Source organism: Arthrobacter sp. zg-Y179 (assembly GCF_020907345.1).
Taxonomy (GTDB): domain Bacteria; phylum Actinomycetota; class Actinomycetes; order Actinomycetales; family Micrococcaceae; genus Arthrobacter_B; species Arthrobacter_B jinronghuae.
Genome location: NZ_JAJJOB010000005.1, coordinates 222708 through 243584 on the forward strand (window position 1 = coordinate 222708; position 20877 = coordinate 243584).

Sequence of the window (20877 nt, forward strand, 5' to 3'; positions counted from 1 at the left end):
CCAACCAGTCGAAAGCCCCGGAAACCGGCGCCGCGTATTCCAGCGACACCTCCCCGCGGTAGCCGCCGCTGCGGCTCGCCCGGACCCAGTCGGCCAGCGGAAGACTTCCGGTTCCGGGCGCCCCGCGGCCGGGCGCATCGGCTATCTGGATGTGTCCGAACCGGCCGGCGTCGGCGGCCACCAGCGCCGCGACGTCGTCGCCGTTGACCGCCAGATGATAGAAATCCGCGAGCAGCGCCGTGTTGGCCGCCCCGGCGCGGTGCATCCGGTCCAGCACCGCGAACACGTCCGCCGCCGTTTTCAGTGGATAGTCCGGGGCGCCGCTGAGCGGTTCCAGCAGCACGGTTCCGCCGAAGGGTGCGACGGCGCGGGCAGCCTCCAGCAGGTTCCGCTCGGCTTCGGCGTCCTGCTCTTCGGGGCGATAGGACGCGTTGCGGTTGCCGTAGAGGGCGTTGAACAGCCGGCAGCCCAGCCGTTCCCCGATCCCCGCCACCACCTGCACGTTGGCCCGGAAATCCGCTCCCCGGTGCGGCAGGGAGAGCAGTCCCCGTTCGCCCGCGGGTATTGCCCCGGCGTCGAAGTTCAAGGCCCCCAGCCGCACCCCGGCGTCGCGGATGGCTGCCTCGAACTCCGCCACCTGCGCCTGCGGCGGAACCGGTTCGGGAAACGGCCACCAGAATTCCACCGTGTCGAAGCCGGCGGCGCGTGCGGCGGCCGGACGTTCCAGCAGCGGAAGCTCGGTGAACAGGATGGAGCAGTTCACCGAGTATCCGGTGCGGGCGCCGTCGTGCATCACCGGCCTCCCAGCAGGACCTGGCGGTTCACGTCCTTATAAAGGAGGTAGCGGAAGTTCGAGGGACCGCCGGCGTAACAGGCCTGCGGACAGAACGCGCGCAGGGACAGGTAATCCCCCTCCTCCACCTCCACCCAGTCCTGGTTGAGCCGGTACACCGCTTTCCCCTCGAGCACGTACAGTCCGTGCTCCATCACGTGGGTTTCGGCGAAGGGAATCACGGCACCGGGTTCGAAGGTCACCACGTTCACGTGCATGTCATAGGCGACGTCGTCCACCGGGATCATCCGGGTGGTGCGCCATTTGTTGTCCGTGCCGGGCATCGGCGTCGGCGCGATGTCCGCCTCGTTGCCGAACACCGGCGCCGGAGTATGTCCAACGAGCGGCTGGTACGCCTTGCGGATCCAGGCGAATTTCACCGTTTCCTGCCCCTCGTTGAACGCACCCCACAGCGTTTCCGGCGGCAGGTAGGCGAACCCGCCCGGGGTCAGCTCATGGTCCCGGCCCAGGCGGCGGACGGTCAGGGTGCCCTCGAGGACGAAAATAAAGGACTGCACTTCAAGTTCCGGTTCGGGGGCGCGGGAGCCGCCGCCCGGGGCCACCTCCATCAGGTACTGGGCGAACGTGGTGGCCCCGCCGGCCACCGGCCGGTTGAGGATCCAGGCGCGGGTATCGGTCCATTCGGGCAGCACGCTGACCACGATGTCCCGCAGCACGCCGCGGGGAATCACGGTGTAGGCCTCGGTGACCACGGCCCGTCCGGTGAGCAGATCGGTCTGTGCGGGCAGGCCGCCTTCGGGGGCGTAGTAGCGGGGCGTGTTCACTATCGGACCTTTTCTTCGGCGTTGGCGGCTTCCGCGGTGGCGGAGGCGGTGGCGGAGTTGGAGGGCTGGGCGGCTGGATGGGCGAGGGCGGCAAGTTCGACGCCGGTGAGCCCGGTGCCGCGTGCAATCTCGGCGTCGGTGAGTGCTCCGCACACCAGCCCGCGGTGGACGAACCGGGCCAGCGCACGGGCCGTGGCCGGTTCGTCGAGTACGCTGCCGCCGCGTTTCTGCACGTAATTGCGCAGGCGCCCCGCGGCGGCGTCGAACCCCTCCCGGTAAAAGGCGTAGGTGGCCAGGAAGCGGGTGGGCAGCTGCGCCGGATGCAGGTCCCAGCCCTGGTAGAAGCCGCGTTCCAGGGATCGGCGCACCAGCCGGGCATGCAGCTGCCAGGCGGAACGAATCTCGGCGGGCGTACCCAGCGGGAGGATGTTGGTGGAGCCGTCGGCGAGCCGGACGCCGGTGCCGGCGGCGGCCACCTGCATCACGGCCTTGGCGTAGTCCGCGGCCGGATGCTCCATCGACTGGTACGCCGCGGCGATCTGCACCGAATCGGAATAGTCGTAGGTGCCGTAGTGCAGGGCCGAAACCCGCCCCTTGGCCCGGTGGATCAGCTGTGCGGCGGGCACCGTGCCGTTGGCGGCCAGAATCAGCTGCGGGGTTTCCACCTGCACCTCGAACCGGAGCCGCCGTTCGGGCAGCCCGTGGGCGTCCTCCAGCAGTTCGCAGATGTAGACCATGGCCTCGACCTGTTCCACGGTGGAGACCTTGGGCAGGGTCAGCACCAGTCCGTCCGGCAGCGGCCCGGCTGCCAGCAGGCCGGCCAGGAACAGGTCCAGGGTGCGGACGCCGCGGGCGCGGGTGGCAGCCTCGAAGGACTTGAACCGGATCCCGACAAACGGCGGGGCGGTTCCGGCGGCCACCGCCCCGGCCACGGCGGCGGCCGCCTGCCGGGCATGGCCGTCCTCCTCGTCGTCGGGCCGGACGCCGTAGCCGTCCTCGAAGTCCAGGCGTAGGTCCTCGATCGGTTCGGTGCGCAGTTTCGCCTCGACCAGCGGGACGACGGCGCCGGCCGTTCCGGCGTCGATCCCCAATTGGTCCGCCAGCCCGGCGAGGGTGCCGTGCTCCGCCACCGCGGCCAGCCCCTCCTCGCCCCAGGCTGCGGGGAGGGCGGGCACGCAGCGGTCCGCCGGAATGTAGACGGTGTGCACGGGCTGGCGGCTGCCGTCGCCGCCGGGGTAGGCGGCGGTGAGCAGCCGGTCGGTGTCCGCGAGGACGGCGTCCAGCCGGGCCAGGTGCTCGGCGCCGAGGACGGGTTGGTGCGCAAGGGGTGGTGTCACGGTGGAGATCCTAATGGGGTTCGGTTCCGGTGGTGGTCAGCGGGATTTCCTGGCCGTCGGCATCCAGTAGCTTGCCGTCCTGCACATGGTCGCCCTCTTTCAGTGCGGCCAGGTTCTCGACCCGCACAATCCGGTCGGCTCCTTCGGCGAAGACGGAGGGGTCCTTCGGGTTGCCGGAGCGGATGTGGTTGAACAGGATGTTCATCAGGATGGCCATGACGGCGGCGGAGCTGATGCCGGAGTGGAAAATGGTGCCGAACCAGGTGGGGAACCGGTCGTAGAAGGTGGGAGCGGCAATCGGGATCATGCCAAAGCCGATGGACGTGGCAACGATGATGAAGTTCATGTTGTCCCGGTAGTCCACCTTGGCCAGGGTGCGGATACCGCTGGCCGCCACCGTGCCGAACAGGACAATTCCGGCGCCGCCGAGCACCGGCGTCGGCACCGCCGCCACTACCCGGCCAAGGATCGGCAGCAGGCCAAGGATGACCAGGATCAGCCCGCCGGCGCTGACCACAAAGCGGCTCTTGACTCCGGTGATGGCCACCAGGCCCACGTTCTGGGCGAAGGCGCTCTGCGTGAAGGAGTTGAAGACCGGGGACAGGGCGCTGGAAAGCATGTCGGCCCGCAGGCCGTTGCCGATCCGCTTGGCATCCACCTTGGTGTCCACGATCTCGCCCACGGCGATGATGTCCGCCGTGGTTTCGGTGAGGGTCACCAGGATGACGATCACCATGGAGATGATGGCCGCCGCCTCGAAGGTGGGCAGCCCGAAGGCGAAGGGCTGCGGGAACGCGAACACGGGGCCGGTGCCCACCCCGGAGAAATCGGCCTTGCCGGTGACGAGGGCGAAGACCGTGCCCAGGACAATGGCAATGAGGATGGACAGCCGGGAAATGGCGGAGCTGCCCAGTTTGCTCAGCAGCAGCACCAGCAGCAGGGTCAGCCCGGCCAGCCCGATGTTGGAGACGCTGCCGTAGTCCGGGGCGGCGCTGCTGCCGCCCATGGCCCAGTTCGCCGCCACCGGCATCAGGGTCAGGCCGATAGTGGTGATAACGACGCCGGTGACCACCGGAGGGAAGAAGCGGATCACCCTGGCGAACACCGGGGTGATCAGCAGCCCGATCAGGGACGCGACGATCACGGCGCCGAAGACGGACTGCAGCCCGCCGCCGCCGTCGAGAATGGCGGTCATGGTGGCCACCCCGGCGAAGGACACACCCTGGACCAGGGGCAGCTGGGAGCCGAAGAACGGGATGCCGACGGTCTGCAGCAGGGTGGCCAGGCCGCCGACAAACAGGCAGGCGGCCACCAGCATGCCGACGTCGGTGGGATCCAAGCCGGCGGCGGTGCCGACAATCAGCGGCGGGGCGATGATCCCGCCGTACATGGTCAGCACGTGCTGGAAGCCGTACGCGAACGTGCTGCCCAGCGGCAGCCGGGCATCCTCGGGGCGGGCGGCGGCCCGATCCGGCGCGGCGCGGTGTGCGCGGCTCATCAGCAGAACCCGCCCACGGTGTTCCACACCGGTGCGTCCGGGTCCGTGCCCTCGCGGAGCACGGACGCTTCGATCAGTCCGTAGGGCCGGTCCGCGGCGAAGAAGACCTCGTTGGGGTTGTCCAGGCCGAAGGGTGAGAGGTCCACAAGGAAATGGTGGTTGTTCGGCAGGGAGAGACGCACTTCCACGATTTCCGGGTGCGCGGCGATCACGGCTTTGCCCATTTCATACATGCTCTGCTGCAGGGCCAGGGAGTGCGTGGTGGCGAAGGCGTCCAGGAGCAGGGTCCGCGCGGAGGCGTAGAGGGCGTTGAAATCCAGGGCGGCCAGGTCCGCGTCCGGGGCGTAGCGCCACTTGGCCGTGACGTCCGTGGCGAGGATCCGGTCCGTGGTTTCGGCGAGGGTGGTGTACCGGTCGCGCGGGAAACCGTGGAACTCCGAGCCGGTGGATTTGAGCACCGTCAGGCCGCTGATCCCCGACACGAGGTGCTGGTGCCCGGCTTCGGACAGCAGCAGGGCGGTGCGGATTTCGGATTTGTCCTTGGCGAAGGCGTGGTCATGGTCGCTGATCCGGTTCCAGAAGTACTGCTCCGCGGCCCAGCGTCCGCCGGTGACCCAGCCGAACCCGCCCGTGAAGTGCTGTTCCAGGCGCAGCAGGAACGCCTCGGGCGAGCCGACGCCGTCGCGGGCGAAGGCGTAGATGGTGTTCTTCTGCGTGTCCGTGGCCACCACGGAGGAGTTGTCCCCCTGCGTATGGGCGGCCTCGAAGTCGCCGTGCAGCTGGGAGGTGACGCTGAGGTCTTCCAGGGAGTGCCGGGCGGTGTCGCGGGTGACCTTCACCAGCCGGACCTCGGCCTTGCCGTATTGGTTGCGGCCGAGCACGATCTTCGATTCGGGGCTTGCAGCGGTGGCGGTCTTGTCCCCCGCGGGGGCCTGCGTTGCTTCGGTCATGGCTCAGCTTCCTCGGTAGGTGGAGTAGGCAAACGGACTCAGCAGCAGCGGCACGTGGTAGTGCTGCGCCGGGTCGGTGAGGCTAAAGGTCAGGGAGACGCTGGGGAAAAAGGTCTTCGTTCCGGCGGCGGCAAAGTAGTCGCCGGTGGCGAAGTCGATCCGGTAGGTGCCCGGCTCCAGTTCCGCCGGACCGAGGCTCCCGATCCGGCCGTCCCCGTCCGTGGTTCCCTCCCCCACCCGGGTCTCGCTGCCCTCATGCAGGGACCAGAGGGAGGCGGCGACGCCGGCGGCGGGCCTGCCGGCGGCAGTGTCCAGGATGTGGGTGGTGACGTGGCTGCGGGTCATGCGTTCAAGAGTCCTTCGAGTCGGAGGATGGCAATGTCGCGCAGCTGGGCTGCAATGACAGGGAGTTCTTCGGCGTCGGTGTTCTGCAGCCGTTCTTCAAGGACGGCCAGGATTTCCTCCGCACTGCGGCCGGCGGCACGGATGAGGAATACGCGGCCAAACCGGTCTTCGTACGCGCGGTTGCCGGCCTGCAGCCGGTCCTGGATCCCCTCGAGCCCACTCACGGACGCCTGCTCGCTGCGGGAGAAGCCGGCTTCCGTGCCGGTGCCGTCGGCGCGGTCACCGATGCGCGGGTGGTGGGCCAGGGCGGCGTCGATCTCCGCCTGGGTGAAATCCGGGGCGGCCAGCTCGGCGAAACTCAGCAGCTCCCCTGGCGTGGCGAACGGCCGGGCGGCAGCTACCTCATTGCACCAGCGGGGAACGTCCAGGCAGGGCCGGAGCATGGCTTCGGCATCCGGCCGGGACGCTGCATTGAAGGCGGCAAGGAAATCCGCTGCTTCCGGAGGCGTGTTTTCTGGGGGCACGGGTGTCAGCTTTCAGTCAGAGCTCATCCGCCGCCGGCGCTGGACACCCTTGACCATCGGCGACGCCGACTTGATTCGATGTTCCGGAACGGAATTTATATTTGGGACAGTCTGTGCGCCCCCGCAGTATCTGTCAAGGAACTGTTCGTTAATAAACCCGCACTATTACCGCAGGTTAATTTGCGCACTCTTCGGCAGGCGCTTCCGGTACGGCGGGACGGCTTCCAAAATGACTTACATGGACTCCTCCGTTGAACGGAAGGCAGGCCGCCGGCAGGGTCCGACCGGGCTCGGCCGCGCCTGTCTGTGGACGGCATGCGCCGCCGGGCTGCTGCACGCCGGCTTCAGCCTCTACTGGGCGCTGGGCGGACGCTGGCTGCTGGATACCGTGGGCCAGTGGGCCGTGCGGGAATCCGCAGAGGCGCCGCTGCGGACCGGGCTGCTGCTGGGAGCCGTGGCCGCCTTCAAGGCGGCGGCCGCACTGGTTCCCACGGCGGCGGCGTACGGTCGGGTGCCGTGGCCGGGCCTCTGGCGGACGGTGAGCTGGATCGGTGCCGTGGTGCTGGTGCTGTACGGGGGTACGAACACGGTGGTCAGCAATGCCGTGCTGGCCGGGCTGATCCGCTCGGATACCGGGTATAACCGCATGGCGACGATCGGGCATGCCTGGCTCTGGGACCCCGTGTTCCTGCTGTGGGGCCTGGCCCTGCTCGGCTATCTCGTGCTGTCCCGTGCCGTCCCGCGCCGGACGGGATAACCACCGGGAACGCGCCCGCTGACGGAGAACACGCCATTTCCGGCGAGGTATCCCGCCGGAAAGAACCGCGTGGTACGCTTCCCTGCAATTACCGGAGCCCTGCGGGTTTTGGAACCGGATTTACGGTGCCCGAAGAACATTCTTTTGCGACCCGCAGATACCAAGTAATGCGCTTTTGAAATGTTTCATTGTTTTGCGGAATTAAGGCCCCTGCCCGTCATTTCCCGCAGGGGGAACTCACCGCTTTGGTTACTGGGCTAACCGGTGGCGGTTGCCGCCGGGTTGCCGGAGGGTAGGCCGCAGTGTTGGACATGTTGGAGGAGTTGGCCGCCGCCACGGCCTGCGATATTCCCTGCGCCGCGGCGACCATTGTCCGCGCCTCCGGCTCCGTTCCCCGGCCCGCCGGCACCACCATGCTGGTCAGCAGCACCGGAGTGATTTCCGGTTCCCTCTCGGGCGGCTGTGTGGAGGCCGCCGTCGTCACCGCGGCCGAGGAGGTCCTCGCCGACGGCCGCCCGAGGCTCGAGTCCTTCGGCTACAGCGATACCGATGCGTTCGCCGTCGGACTCAGCTGCGGCGGCACCCTGGACGTCTTCATCTCCCCGGTGTTCCCCGGTACGGTTCCCTTCGTTCCGCCTTCCGGCGCGCCCTGCGCCCTGCTGCGGCGGATCGACAACGGCGCGGCTTCCGTTCCGCTGCTGATCCAGGACCCGGCAGCGGCAACGCCAGCAGGTCTGCTTTCCGTCCACGGCCCCGCGCTGGCCGCGATGCTCGGCGTCGACCCGGCGCGTGCCGCAGCCCGCCTCGCTCCGCTGCTGGCGGCCGGCCGCACCGGCGTCGTCGAGCTGGGAGAGCCCGGCGGGCCGGAGTGCGACGGCGGCAGCGCCGTGCTGTTCCTGGAGTCCCGGCTGGCGCCGCCGCGGCTGGTGCTGATCGGCTCCAACGACTTTTCCGCGGCCCTTGCCCGGCAGGGACGGATGCTCGGCTACCACGTGACCATCTGTGACGCGCGGCCTGCGTTCACCAGTCCGAGCCGTTTCCCCGATGCCCACGAGGTGCACGTGCAGTGGCCGGACTCCTACCTGCGCGGGGAGGCAGCGGCGGGGCGGCTGGACGCCCGCACCGTGGTCTGCGTGCTCAGCCACGACGCCAAGTTCGACGTCCCGGTCCTGGCCGAGGCCCTGCGCCGGGAGCTGGCCTTTGTCGGGGCAATGGGGTCGCGCCGGACCCACGACGCCCGGCTGGCCGCCCTGCATACAGCCGGGCTGACCGGACCCGAGTTGGCGAAGCTGCACTCCCCCATCGGGCTCGACATCGGCGCCGCCACCCCCGAGGAGACCGCGGTGTCCGTTTTCGCGGAGATCGTGGCCGCCCGGTCCGGAGCGGCCGCCAGCGGACAACCGCTGCGCGACGTTTCCGGTCCCATCCATCCAACCAACCGGCTCCGCGCCAGCTGAGGAAACCCCTATGGACCTGCCCACCGTTTCCGAGCTGATCCGCACCGCGGACCCGCAGCAGTGGCGTCCCGGCGACGCCTGGCTCGCCGGCGGCACCGTGCTGTTCTCCTACGGCAGTGAAACCCTGCAGCGGCTGCTGGATGTCACCGCCGCCGGCTGGGAACCGCTGGTGCTGAACGACGACGGACTCGAGATCGCCGCCACCTGCACCATCGCCGATCTGTATGCCTTCCCCGACGCCGCACCGCCCGGACTGCGGCAGGCCTGGCCGGCACTGGACCTGGTGCAGCCGTGCTGCGACTCCTTCGTGGCCTCCTTCAAGGTCTGGAACGTGTCCACCGTGGGTGGGAACATCTGCACCGGCCTGCCCGCCGGGCCCATGACCTCGCTGACCGCGGCGCTGGACGGCGTCGCCCTGATCCACTCCCCCGGCGGCACCTCCCGCCGGGTGCCGGTGGCCGAACTCGTGACCGGCGACGGGCGTACCGCGCTGGTGCCGGGCGAACTGCTGCGCAGCATCTGGCTTCCCGCTGCCTCGCTGCGAGCGCGCACTGCCTTCCGGCGGCTCTCGCTGACCAATCTGGGCCGGTCCGGGGTGCTGCTAATCGGCCGTGTCGACGAGGACGGCTGCTTTGTCCTGACCGTCACTGCGGCCACGAAACGGCCGGTCCAGCTGCGCTTCCCTGCTGTGCCCGACGCCGCCGGCCTGCGGGGCGGGCTGGAGGATGCCATCGACGCCGGGCTCTGGCACGACGACGTGCACGGGCTGCCCGAATGGCGGCAGGACATGACCTACCGCCTGGCGGAAGAAATCCGCGCGGAACTCGCCGCAGCCGCGTCGCCGCCCGCACCCGCACCCGCATCCGCACCCGCACCCGCACCCGCACCAAAGGACGGTTCCCTGTGACCTACCGGATCAACAACGCCGAGGTGGAGGCTTCCCCGTTCCCCGGACAGTGCCTGCGCACCTTCCTCCGCGAACAGGGCAACCTGGGCGTCAAAAAGGGCTGCGACGCCGGCGACTGCGGCGCATGCACCGTGCATGTGGACGGCAAACCCGTGCACAGCTGCATCTACCCCGCGGTCCGGGCCGAGGGCCGGGAGATCACCACCATCGAGGGACTGGCCGACGCCGCGGGGCCAGCCGACGGGGACGCCCGGGCCGACGGCGGCGCGGCGCTCCATCCGATGCAGCAGCAGTTCCTGGACGCGCAGGGCTTCCAGTGCGGGTTCTGCACCGCCGGCATGGTTATGACCGCCGCGACCTTCGACGAGCAGCAGAAGGAGAACCTTCCCCGGAACCTCAAGGGCAATCTCTGCCGCTGCACCGGCTACCGGAGCATTGAAGATGCTGTCTGCGGGCACCGGCACACCGAAACGAGCACCGCCGGCAGCGAGAACCCCGCGCAGCCCTCCGCCGCAGCCGGAGCACCTACCGGCGATGCACGGACGGACCACGCCCAGACCGTCGGCGCCAACGTGGCCGCTCCCGCCGGACCGGACATCGTCACCGGCCGCGCCCGTTACACCCTGGATGTCCCGGCGGAGGACCTGCCCGGGCTGCTGCACCTGAAGATCCTGCGCTCCCCGCACGCCCATGCCCGGATCCTGTCCATTGATGCGAGCGCCGCCCTGGCCGTGCCCGGCGTCGAAGCGGTGCTCACCCACGAGGATGCCCCGGACCAGCTGTTCTCCACCGCCCAGCACGAACTGCACACCGACGATCCCGACGACACCCGGGTCCTGGACAACGTGGTCCGGTTCCGCGGCCAGCGGGTGGCCGCCGTCGTCGCCGACACCGTGGGGGCCGCGGCCGAGGGCGTGCGTGCACTGAAGGTGGAATACGAGCTGCTGCCCGCGGTCTTGGACCCCGAGGCGGCTCTGGCGCCCGGCGCTCCGGAGGTCCATCCCGGTACCGCCGGAAACGTCGTGGCGGAACTGCACTCCGAGGTTGGCGACGTTGCCGCCGGCCTCGCAGCGGCCGACGTCGTGCACGAGAACACCTATTACAGCCAGCGCCTGCAGCACGTGGCGTTGGAGACGCACGGCTCGATCGCGTACTTCGATGACCTGGGCCGCCTGGTGGTGCGGACCTCCACGCAGGTGCCGTTCCTGGTCCGGCGGACGCTGTGCCGGGTCTTCGGGCTGAAGCTTGCCTCGGTGCGCGTGCTCGCCGGCCGGGTGGGCGGCGGGTTCGGCGGCAAGCAGGAAGTGCTCACCGAGGACCTCGCCGCGCTGGCCGCGCTGAAGCTGAAGCGCCCCGTGCAGCTGGAGCTGACCCGCGAGGAGCAGTTCACCGCCACCACCACCCGGCACCCCTTCGCCGTGAAGGTCCGGGCCGGGGCCGCGGCGGACGGCACCCTGACCGCGCTGGCCCTGGATGTCACGGCCAACACCGGGGCGTACGGCAACCATGCCCCCGGCGTGATGTTCCACGGCTGCGGGGAATCCGTGGCCGTCTACCGGTGCGCGAACAAGAAGGTGGACGCCCGCTCCGTCTACACCAACACGCTGCCCTCCGGGGCGTTCCGCGGCTACGGGCTGAGCCAGATGATCTACGCGATCGAGTCCGCCATGGACGAACTCGCCCGCGGTCTGGACATGGATCCGCTGGACTTCCGCCGCCGCAACGTGGTGGCGCACGGTGACCGCATGGTCTCCACCGCCCCCGAACCCGCCGAGGACGTGCATTACGGCAGCTACGGCCTCGACCAGTGCCTGGAGCTGGTCTCCGGCGCCCTGGCCGCGGGCCGGCAGCGGCCGGAGACCTCCGGGTCGGAGCTTGTTTCAGCCGGGCTTTCCGGGGACGGTTCGGCCGACGGCGGCTCGTTCGACGGCGGCGGGTGGCTGATCGGTGAGGGCACCGCCGTCGCCATGATCGACACCGTGCCGCCGCGCGGCCACATCAGCCACGCAAAGATCTCTCTCCGCGAGGACGGCCGGTACGGGCTCGACGTCGGCACCGCCGAGTTCGGCAACGGCACCACCACCGTGCACGCGCAGCTGGCCTCGACGGCGCTGCACACCACCGCGGACCGGGTGGTGATCCGGCAGTCGGACACCGATCTGGTGGACCACGACACCGGTGCGTACGGCTCCACCGGCACCGTGGTGGCGGGCAAGGCGTCGCTGGCAGCGGCGGAGGAACTGGCCACCCTGCTCAAGGGCTTCGCCGCGTCCCTGTTTAGCAACACCTCCGCGCAGGTGCATCTGCTGGCCGACGCGGTGGAGTCCGGCGGCGAACGCGTGCCCCTGGCCGACGTCGCTGCCCGGGCCCGCGAGGCGGGCATCGACCTGTCTGCGGAGGGCCGGTGGGGCGGCACCCCGCGGTCGGTCGCCTTCAACGTGCAGGGCTTCCGGGTGGCGGTGCATGCCGGGACCGGGGAGATCCGGATCCTGCAGAGCGTGCACGCTGCGGACGCCGGCGTCGTCGTCAATCCGATGCAGTGCCGCGGCCAGATCGAGGGCGGCATTGCGCAGGCCCTCGGGGCGGCCTTGTTCGAGGAGGTGCGGATCGACCCCGAGGGCACGGTGGAGACCCGGATCCTGCGCCAGTACCACGTCCCCACGTTCGCCGACGTGCCGCGAACGGAGATCTTCTTCGCCGAGACGGACGATTCGCTGGGCCCGATGGGCGCCAAGTCCATGAGCGAAAGCCCGTTCAACCCCGTGGCTCCGGCACTGGCCAATGCCCTCCGGGATGCCACCGGTATCCGTTTTACCCGGACGCCGTTCGCCCGGGATCGGGTCTATCTGGGGCTGCGGGACGCGCGGGTTGCAGCCGAGGTTCCGGCGGAACTTCCGGCCGGACCGGAGGCTGCGCCAGCTTCTGCGGTGTAGGGCCTGCCCTGTCCTGCCGCACGCCTTCCGGCTCCGGCTGCCCGCCCGTTTCCCGCCGGTTTGTGTATTTCCCCTCCAGTTTGGGAAATCCCTCCGCTGCGCCGTGGCAGGGATTTCCCAAACCGGCAGGGTTTTCCCAAACTGGAGGGTTCGCGCCCTACGGAAGCTCCGGCTGATCCGGAGGCCCCGGCTGATCCGGAGGCCCCGGCTGCGACGGTGTAGCCCGACGCGTGCCGCGGTGTAACCTGGCGCCTCAAGCGGTGCAGCCCGACGTCTGTATCCCGGAGATCAGGTGCGAATCCCTGCGGTTTGTCCGCTTCCCTGCGGTTTGTCCGGATCCCTGCGCCGCGCGCGGCAGGATTTGCCACAAACCGAGGGGTTTTCCCGAAGCGGAGGAGTTTTTGTGTCCTGCGGCCCGGAAATCAGGTGCGAAACCCTCCGGTTTGTGCATTTTCCCTCCAGTTTGGGAAATCCCTCCGCTGCGCCGTGGCAGGGTTTTCCCAAACCGGCAGGGTTTTCCCAAACCGGAGGAGTTTTGCTTCCTGCGGAGGGATGCGCCGTGGGCTAACCGGCCGCTGAGCCCCGAAGCGTCTGCAGCACGCCGCCGATCCTCCGCTGAACGTCCTCGGACAGGGGCCGCAGCGGGGCCGGAAGATTCTCCCGCGGCAGCAGGCCCAGCTCCGCGGCAATTGCGGAGGTGACCCGCAGGCTGCCGAACTGCCGGAACAGTTCCCAGACCGGTACCAGCTGCGCCGACAAACGCCGGGCGGTCTCGGCGTCGCCGGTCTGCGCCGCCCGGGTGATAGCGAGCGCCAGGTCCGGCAGGGTGCCGCCCAGCACGCTGAACCACACGTCCGCGCCGGCGAGCAGTGCAGGGGCGGCAAACTCGTCGCCGCTGACTCCCAGTGCCACCCGGTCTGGCAGTGCGGCACGCACCTCACGGACCCGCCGCTCCGCTTCGTCAACGGGCCGAGGTGGAATCTTCACGGCCTCCACCTGCGGCAGGGCACCGAGCCGGGCATAGAACTCGTTCGTGAACGTGAACCCGGTGGTGGTGGGATTGTCATAGATGCAGATGGGCACCGAGCTGGCGGCGGAGACGGCCTCGAACAAGCCGGCCACCTCGTCCTCGGTCAGCGGCTGGTAGGACACCGGCGCGAGCAGCAGGCCGGCGGCACCGGCGTTCTGGGCATCCTCGGCTCCGCGCAGGACATCGGAGGTCCGCAGCGCTCCGATCCCTACGATCACGGGCACCGCCCCGGCCGCCTGCACCGCGGCCGCTGCCACCCGGCGTCGTTCCTCCCGGGACAGATAGGCGTAACTTCCGGTGGACCCCAGGGCGCCGATGGAATCCACCCCGGCCGCCACCGCGCGGTGGACCAGCGCGGCGAACAGGTCCTCATTCACCGTGTCGTTGATGACGGGCGTCAAGGGAAAGGCGGACAGACCTGTGAACACGGAAGCTCGTTTCAGCGTGGGAAACCGACCGGCCCAGCACATCATGTGTGCGCGCCGCCGCGGGGGTGGCACGCCGACACCCTCCCGCCGGAAAGCTTCTTGGTTTCCGTCAGCAGGGAGTATCCGTGGTGCCTGCCCTTGGCTAAGGCTGTCAGGATCAGGAAGGTCGGTTCGCGCATCTCTCAGGTGCTCATGGAAGCAATATCTGTATACGACATGAATATGGCAAGGACTTTCGGCCGCGATCACGACCAGGCAAATCCCTGCGGTTTGTCCGGATCCCTGCGCCGCGCAGCGCAGGGATTGGCACAAGCCGCAGGGTTTTTCCCAAGCCGCAGGGAATCTCGCCCGGATCGCCGAGTTGCGCTGCCGCACGAGAGGCCACTTGCCCCAAACCGGAGGGAATCGGGACCCGCAAGCCCAGCCAGCGGTGCAGCAACCGCGACCCAGCTTGCCCGTGACCGCCGTCACGGCGGCCACCGGTTAGACTCTGGCTGAGAAAACGCGGCGGGTGCCACCAGCTGCAATGCGGCGGGATCGTCGACGCCGCCCTGCCGGGGCAACAGCCTTTCGTCCCGGAAGACATTCGAGCCCGTCTCCGTTTCAAAGTTGGAAGAAGTTAGAAATGCCCGGTTCCATCCCCACTCCGCCGCCGATCCGCGTTCCGGGTCCGGTCCCGTTCGCCGGTGCGGGCCAGCAGGCGACGACGGCGGCCCTGCCCCTTATCCCGGACCTCCGCGACACGCACCCCACCGCCCGCGGAGGGCAGGCCGGCCCGCGCGCTCTGGAGGCGCACCGGGTGAGCGTTCTCCGGGACGATCCGGGCAAAGGGGATGTCCGGGCCCTGCTCGCAGAGAACCGCGATCTGCTGTATCCCGCCGGAACAGTAGCCGCCGGCCTGACTCCCCCGTCCCTGCGGGACCCCTCGGTCACTTTCTGGACGGTCCGGGAAGACGGCACCCTGCTGGGCTGCGGCGCGTTGAAGGAACTTCCTCCCCTCTTCGGAGGCGCACCGGGTGAATGCGGCGAAATCACCTCGATGCGCACGGTCGAGTCCGCCCGCGGCCGGGGTGTTGCCCAGATGCTCCTGCAGCAGATCATCACGAACGCCCGCGCCCGCGGCTACATCGCGTTGCTGCTGGAAACCGGAACACAGGAGTTCTTCGCCTCGTCCCGGCGGCTGTATCAGCGCCACGGTTTCACCGCCTGCCCGCCGTTCGGCACTTACCGCGCCGACCCCAACAGCACCTTTATGTGCCTGAATCTGCGCGCCCCAGCGGCCGGCCCGGCGGAAACCGCCGCCGCCCCGGACGCAGCCGAGGGCAAGGTCTATGCCAAGCCCGGGACCCTGACGGGGATCCTGGCCGCGCAGCGGGCCCTGGCATCGACCCCGATCCCGAACCCGAGACGGCGCTGACCTTCAGCACATCCGCGAGAGGAACACCGTGAAGCTGCAGCTCGACAACCCCGGCCGGGAAGACGTACTCAAGCTGCTGGCCGAACATCTCGCCGACATGTTCGCCACCTCCCCCGCCCACAGCGTGCACGCCTTGGACCCGGCCGCCCTGCAGGACCCGGACATCACCTTCTGGACCGCACGGAAGGACGGGCAGCTGCTGGGCTGCGGCGCGCTCAAGCAGCTCGGCCCGGACAAGGGCGAGATCAAGTCCATGCGCACCGTCGAAGCCGCCCGCGGACACGGCGTCGCAGCACGCATCCTGCAGGTGATCGTCGCCGAGGCGCGGTCCCGCGGCTACGCTGCCCTGCTGCTGGAAACGGGTACCCAGGACTTTTTCGCGCCGGCACGGCGGCTTTACCAGCGGCACGGTTTTCGTCCGTGCCTGCCGTTCGGCGGCTACACCCCGGATCCCAACAGCATCTTTCTGCGCCTGGATCTGGACACCGTCCCGCCGGACGGCCCGCCCCAAACAGGCAAAGCATAGGCAGCACGACGGCGGCGGGCACCGTACGGGCGCATCCTTACCGGCGGAGTGCCCGGGCCAACGCACGGCGCAGTCCGGTAGCATCCCGCCATGCAGCAGCCGCCCTCCACGCGCGTGCCTACACTGGCCTCCGACCGCCGCCGGAGCCTCACCGCGCTGGTGATTGCCCTGCCGGGCAGCGTGGTGGTGCTTGCCCTATATTCACTGCTCTTACCGGTCCGCTTCACATTCAACACGCTGACTCTCACGGCGTTCGTGTTCTGGATCCTCTATGCCGCAATCTGGCTGCTGCTGACCCATCGGGTGTTTGCCGGTGCGGACACCGCCACGCTGCGGACCTGGCTCCGCGCCACCTCCACCCGCACAGGCCGGCTGCCCACCGTCAACGTCCAGGGCTCCATCCTCGCGACCGCCGCCGTCGGCCTGTATCTGGTTCTGCCCGGCCTGATCAGCAGCGGGCTGGCCGGCGGGCTCACCGTGGCGGTGGTGCTCGGTGCCTGGCTGGTGACGGTCTCCACCTACGCCGTGCACTACGCCCGGCTGGACAGCGCCGAGGATTCGTTCGAACTGCCGGGCCCGGCGCCGGGGCCGGTCTTTGCCGACTATTACTACCTGTCGGCGCAGATCGCCACCACGTTCTCTTCCTCCGACGTCGATGTCTTGACCACCCGGGCCCGCACCACCGTCACCGGACAGTCCTACATTGCCTTCGCCTTCACCACCTTCATCATTGCCCTGCTGATCACCCTGCTCTTCCAATAACGCGGCGGAACCCCGCCGTCTAAACTGGCAGGCATGGCATTATCAACGGCGGACCCGGCGTCCCGTCCCCGCACCCGGATCCTCTGGCTCGCCCTCGGCCTTCCGGTTGCCCTGGTCCTGGTGGTCCTCGGCGCCCAGATCCACGGCCTGGATTTCACCGTGTACCGCGAAGGGGCCCGGGCTTTCCTGGGCCTGGGCGAGCACCGGCTGTATGACCCGAGCCTGGTCGAAACGGATACCCGCGGCCTGCCGTTCACGTATCCGCCCTTCGCCGCCCTGCTGCTGACGCCGTTCGCGCTCCTGCCCGAGGCCGTGGGGCTGGTCCTGCTGACCGCGACGTCGTGCGCCTGCCTGGTGCTGACCGCCTTCCTGGTTGCGCGCTACCTCACGGAAAACGAGGTGCTGCCGCCGCGGCTGCACACCGCCCTGGGCGGCAGTGCCGGCGTCGCGGTTCTCGCCGCCCTGCTGATCGGCGTGCTCGGACCGTGGCGGGAAGGTCTGGGCTTTGGCCAGATCAACCCGATGCTGATGCTCCTGATCGTCGCGGATCTGCTCCGGCCGGCGTCGTCAAAGCTTCCGCGCGGCATCCTCATCGGGCTCGCGGCAGGCATCAAGCTCACCCCGCTGGCCTTCGGGCTGATCTTCCTGGTCCGCCGCGACTGGCGGGCCACCCTGACGATGGGCGCCGCGTTCGCCGCCACCATTGCCGCCGGCTGGCTGGCCTCCCCGGAGCAGTCCCGCACGTTCTGGCTCGACTCCCTCTTTGATTCCACCCGCGTCGGGGACACCACGGACATGTACAACGTGTCGCTGAACTCGCTGCTCGCGCATCTCGGAACCCCCGAGTCGCTGCAGCGTCCGCTGTGGCTGCTGGCCTCCGCCGCCGTCGTTGTGCTGGGTTTCGTCGCCATCCGCCGGTCGGATGCGCGCGGCGACACGGTGGCCGCGATCAGCGCGAACGCCGTCGTGATGCTCGCGATCTCGCCGATTTCCTGGTTCCACCACTGGGTCTGGATTGCACTGGTGCTGCCGGCGCTGTGGGTGGCGGTACGACGACGGCGGGCCGGGGTCCGCGCCGCGGGCATCGCCCTGCTGGTGGTGCTGGTGCCGGTGTTTATGCTGTCCTCGATCACCGTCACGATGATGCTGACCGGCGTCGTCAGCGGCCAGGGCCCGGCGGCGCTGGAGCTGTTCACGAGCCTGGGCGTGGTGCTGCCGGTCGCCGCGCTGGCGTTCTGGGCCACGGCTCCGGTGCCGGCGCGTGATCATTCGTTGCATGGATACCTGCCATAGGAAAAGACTGCTTCCACAACTACGTGATGGCGATCACAGTTAGGTTCTGAAAAGCTCAGCACCTAACGAATGTGAGAATGCCCGTGGAACGACTCCTCTCCCATCTGGCACACCTGGAAATCACCAGCCCCGACGTCGAGGCCTCCACCCGGTTCTATGTGGAGAACTTCGGCATGCGGCTGGTTGATTCCCTTGACGGCGTTTCCTATCTGCGCTGCTGGGGTGACCATTACCGGTACAGCCTGGTGGTGCGGCCGGGGGAAGAACCGTCCCTGGCGAACATGGCCTGGCGCACGGCCTCCGCTGAGGCGCTCGAGGCGGCGGCCGCAAATGTGGAAGCCGCGGGTGTGCAGGGCGAATGGATTCCGGGCGGGCACGCGCACGGCAAGGCCTATCAGTTCACCGGCCCCTACGGGCACCCGATGAAACTGTTCTACGAGGTGGAGCCGTACGTAGCGGAACCCGGCTGGACCTCCATCTACCCGGACCGGCCGGAACGCCGGAGCAGCCACGCCGCGGCGCCGCGCTTCCTGGACCATGTGACCGTGGCCAGCAGCGATGTCACCGGCTTCGCCGACTGGTACAGCACCGCCCTGGGCTTCCGGATCATGGCCTTCACCACCTTGGACGAGGCACCGATCACCGTCTTCTCCGTGCTTACCACCAACGAAAAATCGCACGATCTGGGGGTGGTCATGGATACCTCGGGCCGGGCCGGACGCGTCAACCACATCGCGTTCTGGGTGGACACCCATGAGGACCTGCTGCGCGCCGCGGACGTGTTGATGGAAAACGGCACCCCGATGGAATACGGCCCCTCCATCCACGGCATCGGAGAGCAGAACTTCCTGTACTTCCGGGAGCCGAGTGCGCTGCGGGTGGAACTGAACTCGGGCGGCTACCGCAACTACGTGCCGGACTGGGAGCCGCGCACCTGGACGCCTTCCCAGGGATCAAACAACTTCTACCGCAACGGAGCCATGCCGCATTCGCTGACCGAATCCTTCCCGTTGGCGGACGGGTTCACCGCCACGGAGGAAGGCGCCTCCGAGGAAATGAAACAAGCGCTGCTCAACCCCTATGCCAAGCACGGCAGGGGCTGAGTCAATGACCTACTCGCTGATCACGTTTCGGGATCCGGGCACCGGCGAGACCCGGGCCGGACTGGAATCCGGCGGCCGCGTCCTGCCGCTGACGGACGCGAACCTGGACCTGCCCGGAGACGGGGTCACGCTGGAAGCGGTAGTCGAACACTGGGACAAAGCCGAGGGCCAGCTGGACCGGCTCGCGGAAGAGTCCCCCGGTGAGTCCGCCGGCTGGCTCGACTACGCGGACCTCACGGTGCTTGTGCCGCTGCGGCCGCAGCAGGTCCTGCAGGCCGGGGCCAATTACCGCCAGCACGTTATTGACCTGGCAGTGGCGCACCGCGACGGTGAAGGCACGGATGAGGAGATCCGGGCACGGACCGCCGCCACGATGGACCGGCGGGCCGCCGAGGGTACCCCGTACTTTTTCATCGGCCTCCCGACGGCGATGGCCTCCGCCACCGAGGACCTGGTGCTCCCGGGCTACAGCCAGGCCCATGACTGGGAGCTGGAACTCGCCGCCGTCGTCGGCAAGCGGGCGTTCCGTGTGAGCCCCGAAGATGCCCTGGACTACGTCTTCGGCTACACGATGGTCAACGACATCACTACCCGGGACCTGGTCTTCCGCAAGGATATGCCGGCCATCGGCAGCGACTGGTACCGGTCCAAGAGCGCCCCGGGTTTCCTGCCGACCGGGCCGCTGGTGCTGCCCGCAAAGTTCGTGGCCGATCCGCAGGACCTGATGGTGACGCTGCGGCTCAACGGCGAAACCATGCAGGCGGAATCGACCGCCGACATGATCTTCACCGTGGCCCAGCTGGTTTCGCATGCTTCCCAGCAGATGCCGCTCCTGCCCGGGGACCTGGTCCTGACCGGCAGTCCGGCCGGGAACGGTGCCCACTGGGGGCGGATGCTCCGCGACGGTGACGTTATGGAAGGCACGATTACCGGGTTGGGAACGCAGCTTGTGCGCTGCAGGGATGAGGTGGCACCGTGACCGGAATCAATGCCGAAGACCAGGAGATGATCCGCCGCGACGACGCGCTGGGAAGCATCGAGGCGATGGCGGCTGCGCACAACAACTGGGGGCGATGGGGGCCGGATGACGTCCTGGGCACCCTGAATTTCATCGACGAGGCGAAGCGGGTGGAGGCGGCCCGGCTGGTCCGCACCGGCCAGACGTTCTCCCTGTCCCAGCCGTTCAATACCGACGGTCCGCAGAAGGGCTGGCGCCGCCGCATCAACCCCGTCCACACCATGACCGACACCGGCACGGAAGCGGAGTTCGGCAACCAGGGATTTCCGCACGGCATCGGCGGGGCCGACGACTTTATCGCGATGCCGCTGCAGTGCTCCACGCAGTGGGACGGGCTCGGCCACATTTTCGACCGGGGAAAGGCCTGGAACGGCCGGCGGGCGGGTTCGGTGGTGACCAGCGAAGGTGACCAGCTCACCGGAATCCAGACCGCGGCGGCCCGGATCGTCACCCGGGGCGTGCTGCTCGACGTCGGCCGGGCGCTGGGACCCGGCGCGGGCAGCGACGACGGGGAACTGCCGGACGGATTCGCCATCACCGCCGAGCACATCGAGGCCACCATCGAGCAGCAGGGGCCCAGCTCGGAGATCCGGCGCGGTGACATCGTGGTGCTGCGCACCGGCCAATACGCCCGGACCCTGCGGCAGGGGTGGGGGGACTATGCGGGCGGGCCGGCGCCGGGACTGTCCTTCAGCATGGCGCCCTGGCTGCATCGCAGCGAGATCGCCGGAATCGCCACCGACACGTGGGGTTTCGAGGTCCGGCCGAACGAATTCGACACCGCGTTCCAACCGCTGCACCAGATCGCCATCCCCAACCTCGGCCTCTATCTGGGCGAAATGTGGGATCCGGAGCAGCTTGCCGCGTCCTGCGCGGCGGACGGCCAATATGACTTTCTCCTGACGGCGGCTCCGCTGCCGATCACCGGCGCAGTGGGCTCGCCGGTTAATCCCATCGCCTTGAAGTAAGCCGTTA

At 68.9% G+C, this 20877-nt stretch carries 18 protein-coding genes and 1 pseudogene; 11 read left to right on the forward strand and 8 right to left on the reverse strand.

The features are described 5' to 3' along the window. Positions 1 to 4 precede the first annotated feature (4 nt). The 7 genes and pseudogenes from LOC56_RS04195 to uraD all read right to left on the reverse strand — a co-directional run. Positions 5 to 793 (reverse strand): annotated as a pseudogene (locus tag LOC56_RS04195) (hydroxypyruvate isomerase family protein); the annotation flags it as partial. Further along, positions 793 to 1617: a bifunctional allantoicase/(S)-ureidoglycine aminohydrolase gene (locus tag LOC56_RS04200; RefSeq protein ID WP_229950767.1), complete on the reverse strand. Its 825-nt coding sequence runs from the start codon at positions 1615 to 1617 to the stop codon at positions 793 to 795. The pseudogene LOC56_RS04195 and the gene LOC56_RS04200, both read right to left, overlap by 1 nt. Then, on the reverse strand, positions 1617 to 2954 hold the full coding sequence (locus LOC56_RS04205; RefSeq protein ID WP_229950769.1) for a DUF6986 family protein: 1338 nt from the start codon (positions 2952 to 2954) through the stop codon (positions 1617 to 1619). The genes LOC56_RS04200 and LOC56_RS04205 overlap by 1 nt, the downstream gene beginning before the upstream one ends. Before the next feature lie 10 nt (positions 2955 to 2964). After that, a complete protein-coding gene (locus LOC56_RS04210) occupies positions 2965 to 4452 on the reverse strand; it encodes a nucleobase:cation symporter-2 family protein (RefSeq protein ID WP_229950771.1) in 1488 nt (495 codons plus the stop codon). Continuing rightward, positions 4452 to 5402: a factor-independent urate hydroxylase gene (pucL, locus tag LOC56_RS04215; RefSeq protein WP_229950773.1), complete on the reverse strand. Its 951-nt coding sequence runs from the start codon at positions 5400 to 5402 to the stop codon at positions 4452 to 4454. Before pucL ends, LOC56_RS04210 begins: the two co-directional genes overlap by 1 nt. Before the next feature lie 3 nt (positions 5403 to 5405). Further along, complete coding sequence (gene uraH, locus LOC56_RS04220; RefSeq protein WP_229950774.1) at positions 5406 to 5747, reverse strand: hydroxyisourate hydrolase; 342 nt, start codon at positions 5745 to 5747, stop codon at positions 5406 to 5408. Continuing rightward, entirely contained in the window at positions 5744 to 6271 is a 528-nt protein-coding gene (uraD, locus tag LOC56_RS04225) for a 2-oxo-4-hydroxy-4-carboxy-5-ureidoimidazoline decarboxylase (RefSeq protein WP_331460908.1), read from the reverse strand. Before uraD ends, uraH begins: the two co-directional genes overlap by 4 nt. A gap of 238 nt (positions 6272 to 6509) precedes the next feature. Between uraD and LOC56_RS04230 the strand changes: the two genes are divergently transcribed. The 4 genes from LOC56_RS04230 to LOC56_RS04245 all read left to right on the forward strand — a co-directional run bounded on the left by LOC56_RS04230 (position 6510) and on the right by LOC56_RS04245 (position 12325). Next, entirely contained in the window at positions 6510 to 7028 is a 519-nt protein-coding gene (locus LOC56_RS04230) for a DUF3995 domain-containing protein (protein WP_229950776.1), read from the forward strand. 311 nt (positions 7029 to 7339) lie between these two features. Beyond that, positions 7340 to 8485 (forward strand): XdhC family protein, encoded by a 1146-nt coding sequence (locus tag LOC56_RS04235; protein WP_229950779.1) that lies wholly within the window; start codon positions 7340 to 7342, stop codon positions 8483 to 8485. A gap of 10 nt (positions 8486 to 8495) precedes the next feature. After that, complete coding sequence (locus LOC56_RS04240; protein ID WP_229950781.1) at positions 8496 to 9392, forward strand: FAD binding domain-containing protein; 897 nt, start codon at positions 8496 to 8498, stop codon at positions 9390 to 9392. Further along, positions 9389 to 12325 (forward strand): molybdopterin-dependent oxidoreductase, encoded by a 2937-nt coding sequence (locus LOC56_RS04245; protein ID WP_229950783.1) that lies wholly within the window; start codon positions 9389 to 9391, stop codon positions 12323 to 12325. Before LOC56_RS04240 ends, LOC56_RS04245 begins: the two co-directional genes overlap by 4 nt. Before the next feature lie 564 nt (positions 12326 to 12889). On the opposite strand, the gene LOC56_RS04250 is transcribed toward LOC56_RS04245, so the two are convergent. Next, on the reverse strand, positions 12890 to 13783 hold the full coding sequence (locus LOC56_RS04250) for a dihydrodipicolinate synthase family protein (RefSeq protein WP_229950785.1): 894 nt from the start codon (positions 13781 to 13783) through the stop codon (positions 12890 to 12892). A 625-nt stretch (positions 13784 to 14408) separates the two neighbouring features. Between LOC56_RS04250 and LOC56_RS16265 the strand changes: the two genes are divergently transcribed. The 7 genes from LOC56_RS16265 (at position 14409) to LOC56_RS04285 (ending at position 20870) form a co-directional block, all read left to right on the forward strand. Next, positions 14409 to 15200 (forward strand): GNAT family N-acetyltransferase, encoded by a 792-nt coding sequence (locus LOC56_RS16265; RefSeq protein ID WP_331460909.1) that lies wholly within the window; start codon positions 14409 to 14411, stop codon positions 15198 to 15200. Between the two features lie 28 nt (positions 15201 to 15228). Next, complete coding sequence (locus LOC56_RS04260) at positions 15229 to 15726, forward strand: GNAT family N-acetyltransferase (RefSeq protein ID WP_229950787.1); 498 nt, start codon at positions 15229 to 15231, stop codon at positions 15724 to 15726. 90 nt (positions 15727 to 15816) lie between these two features. Then, entirely contained in the window at positions 15817 to 16488 is a 672-nt protein-coding gene (locus LOC56_RS04265) for a DUF1345 domain-containing protein (RefSeq protein WP_229950789.1), read from the forward strand. Between the two features lie 33 nt (positions 16489 to 16521). Next, positions 16522 to 17781, forward strand: coding sequence for a glycosyltransferase 87 family protein (locus tag LOC56_RS04270; protein ID WP_229950791.1), 1260 nt, complete (start codon positions 16522 to 16524; stop codon positions 17779 to 17781). Positions 17782 to 17864: 83 nt separating this feature from the next. After that, positions 17865 to 18884: a VOC family protein gene (locus tag LOC56_RS04275; RefSeq protein WP_229950796.1), complete on the forward strand. Its 1020-nt coding sequence runs from the start codon at positions 17865 to 17867 to the stop codon at positions 18882 to 18884. Positions 18885 to 18888: 4 nt separating this feature from the next. Further along, positions 18889 to 19863: a fumarylacetoacetate hydrolase family protein gene (locus LOC56_RS04280; protein ID WP_229950798.1), complete on the forward strand. Its 975-nt coding sequence runs from the start codon at positions 18889 to 18891 to the stop codon at positions 19861 to 19863. 26 nt (positions 19864 to 19889) lie between these two features. Further along, entirely contained in the window at positions 19890 to 20870 is a 981-nt protein-coding gene (locus tag LOC56_RS04285; RefSeq protein ID WP_229951508.1) for a cyclase family protein, read from the forward strand. The last annotated feature ends 7 nt before the right edge of the window (positions 20871 to 20877 follow it).